Source organism: Mycobacterium arosiense ATCC BAA-1401 = DSM 45069 (assembly GCF_002086125.1).
Classification (GTDB): Bacteria; Actinomycetota; Actinomycetes; order Mycobacteriales; family Mycobacteriaceae; genus Mycobacterium; species Mycobacterium arosiense.
Window position 1 is genome coordinate 1 of record NZ_MVHG01000160.1, and the last position, 3,855, is coordinate 3,855.

The 3,855-nt window shown below is 69.7% G+C and carries 6 protein-coding genes; 2 read left to right on the forward strand and 4 right to left on the reverse strand.

The window, feature by feature from the left end:
- The 4 genes from BST14_RS27545 to rimP all read right to left on the reverse strand — a co-directional run.
- Positions 1 to 333 (reverse strand): translation initiation factor IF-2 N-terminal domain-containing protein (locus BST14_RS27545; RefSeq protein ID WP_211280831.1); only part of this gene is annotated, 333 nt, incomplete at its 3' end.
- 85 nt (positions 334 to 418) lie between these two features.
- Positions 419 to 694, reverse strand: a complete 276-nt coding sequence (locus BST14_RS27550) for a YlxR family protein (protein WP_438502214.1) — start codon at positions 692 to 694, stop codon at positions 419 to 421.
- A 266-nt stretch (positions 695 to 960) separates the two neighbouring features.
- Positions 961 to 2,016: a transcription termination factor NusA gene (nusA, locus tag BST14_RS27555; RefSeq protein WP_083067429.1), complete on the reverse strand. Its 1,056-nt coding sequence runs from the start codon at positions 2,014 to 2,016 to the stop codon at positions 961 to 963.
- Entirely contained in the window at positions 2,013 to 2,549 is a 537-nt protein-coding gene (gene rimP / locus BST14_RS27560) for a ribosome maturation factor RimP (protein ID WP_083067430.1), read from the reverse strand. The genes nusA and rimP overlap by 4 nt, the downstream gene beginning before the upstream one ends.
- A gap of 227 nt (positions 2,550 to 2,776) precedes the next feature.
- On the opposite strand from rimP, the gene BST14_RS27565 reads away from it, so the two are divergent.
- Both BST14_RS27565 and BST14_RS27570 read left to right on the forward strand, forming a co-directional pair.
- The gene (locus BST14_RS27565; protein WP_083067431.1) at positions 2,777 to 3,307 is read left to right on the forward strand and encodes a hypothetical protein; all 531 of its coding nucleotides are present in this window, start codon (positions 2,777 to 2,779) and stop codon (positions 3,305 to 3,307) included.
- Positions 3,304 to 3,750: a ferritin-like domain-containing protein gene (locus BST14_RS27570; protein WP_083067432.1), complete on the forward strand. Its 447-nt coding sequence runs from the start codon at positions 3,304 to 3,306 to the stop codon at positions 3,748 to 3,750. Before BST14_RS27565 ends, BST14_RS27570 begins: the two co-directional genes overlap by 4 nt.
- Positions 3,751 to 3,855: the final 105 nt, after the last annotated feature.

A 3,855-nucleotide genomic window follows, 5' to 3' on the forward strand; every position in this document is an offset into this window, starting at 1 on the left:
GGCCTGGGGGGCGGCGGGCTTGGCGGGCCTCGCGGTCGCTTCGCCGTTGCCGCCCGCGGTGCCGATGGCGCTGTCGAGGGCCTTGTCGAGCGATTTGTCGGGGGCCTTGGCGGCGGGCGCCTTGGCCCCGCCTTGCGCCGCGGCTTTCGCGGGGGCCTTCTCGGCGGCCTTACCGCCGCCGAAGGACTCGCGCAACCGGCGAGCCACCGGAGCTTCTACCGTCGACGATGCTGATTTAACGAATTCGCCCTGATCATTCAGCCGGGCGAGGACTTCCTTGCTGGTGACACCGAGTTCCTTGGCCAACTCGTGCACGCGGGCCTTACCTGCCACTACATCTCCTGTCTATGAGGCGACAGTCGTGGGGCCGCGCCTCGGGGATTAGCTGTAACGCATAAGAATGCGAGTCATCGGGACTTCACGGTGTGCTCATGTTCTTTGCTACCTGTTCTGTTGCCGGGCGCTCGGGCGCACAGAAAGACTCTATGTGCTCGACCACCGCGGATGTGTCCGGTGAACCGGTGATGCGCAGCGCTTTGGTGAAAGCCCGCCGCCGGATTGCCTGTTGCGCGCACCGCGGCTCGGGGTGCAGCCATGCACCCCGCCCCGGCAGGCTCTTGCCCGTGTCAACGATCACGGCGTATTCGCCGTTCCCGTCCGGCACAGCCACCACTCGAAGCAGCTCGACGGCCAACTCTCGCTTCCGGCACCCGACACACGTCCGTACGGGTCCACCCGCATGACGGTGTGTCTTGGCCGAAGGCTCACGCTGGATCACGGCTCAGTCTAGCGTCACCGGATCGATGGTCAGAACCGCCCGAGGGTGCACAAGCGCGACCCGGCCACCCGCTAGCCCGATGGCGGAGACCCGCAGCACCCGGCTTCGCCGCGCTCGCGATCCCCGCTAGCCCCGATGGCGGCGACCCGCAGCACCCGGCTTCGCCGCGCTCGCGATCCCCGCTAGCGGTCGTGGGCCATTCCGTGGGTCGCGCCGTGTTCGGACTGGCTCTCCGGGTGCCCCCCCGCCCCGGCGGGCGAGTCGCCCCGGATGTCGATGCGCCACCCGGTGAGCCGGGCGGCCAGGCGCGCGTTCTGGCCTTCCTTGCCGATGGCCAGGGACAGCTGGAAGTCCGGCACCACCACGCGGGCGGCGCGGGCGGCCTGGTCGATGATCGACACCGACACCACCTTCGCCGGCGACAACGCGTTGGCGACGAAGCGCGCGGGGTCCTCGTCGTAGTCGATGATGTCGATCTTCTCGCCGGAGAGCTCGCTCATCACGTTGCGGACCCGCTGCCCCATCGGCCCGATGCAGGCACCCTTGGCGTTCAGGCCGGGCAGGTTGGATTTCACCGCGATCTTGGACCGATGGCCGGCCTCGCGGGCCACGGCCACGATCTCGACGGACCCGTCGGCGATCTCGGGGACCTCCAGCGAGAACAGCTTGCGGACCAGGTTCGGGTGGGTCCGCGACAGGGTGATCAGCGGCTCGCGGGCCCCGCGGGTCACCCCGATCACGTAGCACCGCAACCTGTTGCCGTGCTCGTAGCTTTCCCCGGGCACCTGCTCGGCGGCCGGAATCACTCCCTCGGAGGCCTTGGTCTCCGTGCCCATCCGGACCACCACCAGCCCGCGCGCGTTGGCCCGGCTGTCGCGCTGGATCACGCCGGCGACGATCTCGCCCTCGCGGGTGGAGAACTCGCCGTAGGTCCGCTCGTTTTCGGCGTCCCGGAAACGCTGCAGCATGACCTGGCGGGCGGTGGTGGCGGCGATGCGGCCGAAACCCTCGGGGGTGTCGTCCCATTCGCTGATGACGTTGTCGTCTTCGTCGGTCTCCCGGGCCATCACCTTGACCACACCGGTCTTGCGGTCGATCTCGATCCGCGCGTCGTTCTGGTGGCCTTCGGTGTGCCGATAGGCGGTGAGCAGCGCCGACTTGATCGTCTCGAGCAACTCGTTGACCGAGATGCCCCGATCCACCTCGATGGCGTGCAGCGCGGCCATATCGATGTTCATAGGCGCCGCTCCTCCGTCCTGTCGGCCTGACCCGTACTCGCCAGTTCCAGCTCCGCTTGGTTAGGGGGCGAAAACTCTACTTGGACAACAGCTTTGACGATGTCGCCGAGTGGGATCTCGCGCACCGTCAGATCCCGGCCCGCGCGGACCACCAGCGCGACCGCGTCATCGCCCGTCTCGCCGACCCGCCCGGTCAGCGTCGATCCGTCCGACAGGGCGACGTCGACCTTGCGGCCACGGGCCCGACGGAAGTGCTTCGCGCTGGTCAGCGGGCGGTCCACGCCGGGCGAGGAGACCTCGAGCACGTACCGGTCGTCGATGGTGTCCAGGCCATCGAGCAGTGCCGACGCCGAGCGGGACAGCGTGGCCGCGGTGTCCAGGTCCAAGCCGTTGTCGCCGTCGGCGATCACCATGATTCGCGGGGGGCGGGCCCGGGCGTCGATGACCACGTCTTCGATCTCGAATCCGGCGCGCGCAAACTCTTCACCGAGTAGCTCGATCACCTGCGTCTGCGACGGTAGCCCGGTGGTCACGGCGAGCTCCTCATCTTGAGTTGTCCGGTCATCTGGCGGATGTCGGCGCCCCGATGACTTCGCGGGCGGCTTCCGGTGTCCCGGCGGAGGAGCATGCTTGCTGACGCTGCTGTCAGTGGTCGCCCTCTACCAGAACCAGCTATCCACGATACGCCAGGAACCGCGCTTGACGCCGTGATCGCCTCCTGGCATATTGCCCGCCTCCGCCCCGATGGCAGGATGTCCTTGTGCCTAGCGCAGTTCCGTTCGTCAACAGGCGAGATGTGCTCGCCGGTGGTGCGGCTTTGGCTGCGCTGGGGGCGGTGGTGTCCGCCTGTGGCAAGTCCGCGCCCAAACCCCCGCCGGTCGAGCAATTGCTGGGCCCGCTGGATCAGGCCCGGCACGACAGCGCGCTCGCGGGCGCCGCCGCCGCGGCCCTCGGGAACCCGCCTCAGGTCGCCGCCGCGCTGACCGTGGTGGCGAATCAGCGCGCCGCACATGCCCGCGCGCTGTCCGCGGAGATCTCGCGCGCGGCCGGCAAGCTCGCCAGCTCTTCCACGAGCGAGACGCCCAACCCGAGCCAGGCCCAGCCCGCCGGGCCGCCACCGCCTCCGCCGCCGGTGTCCGAGGTGATCGACGCGCTGCGCGCCTCGGCCGACAGCGCGAGCCGACTGGTGGGCACCGAGTCGGGCTACCGGGCCGGGTTGCTGGCCTCGATCGCCGCCTCCTGCACGGCCTCGTACACGGTCGCGCTCGTGCCCGGGGGGCCGTCGATATGACCTCCGGCAAGGACGCCGACAACACCGCGCTGTGCGACGCGCTGGCCATCGAGCACTCGACGATCTACGGCTACGGCATCGTGTCGGCGCTGTCCCCGCCCAGCGTGAACGACATGGTGGTGGAGGCCCTCATGCAGCACCGCCAGCGCCGCGACGACGTCATCGCGATGCTCAATGCCCGCAAGGTGACCGTTCCCGTCGCCGCGGCGGGCTATCAGCTGCCGATGGTGGTCGCCGGCCCGGCCGACGCCGCGCGCCTGGCCGCGCGGATGGAGAACGACGGCGCGGGCGCGTGGCGCGTCGTTGCCGAGCACGCGGAGACAGGTGCCGACCGCGCCTTCGCCGCGACGGCCCTGGTGCAGAGCGCGGTCATGGGCGCCCGGTGGAGCCGCGTGCTGGGCGCCTGGCCCATCACGACGAGCTTCCCCGGCGGCAACGACTAGGAGCTTGCTGAATTAGGGGTTTGTGGGGCGGGGCGTCTCGAGCCGTCTCGCGGCGTGTTGGAGTCAGACCCTCGGGTCGACAGAAAAGAGATCGCCCCGCCGGGT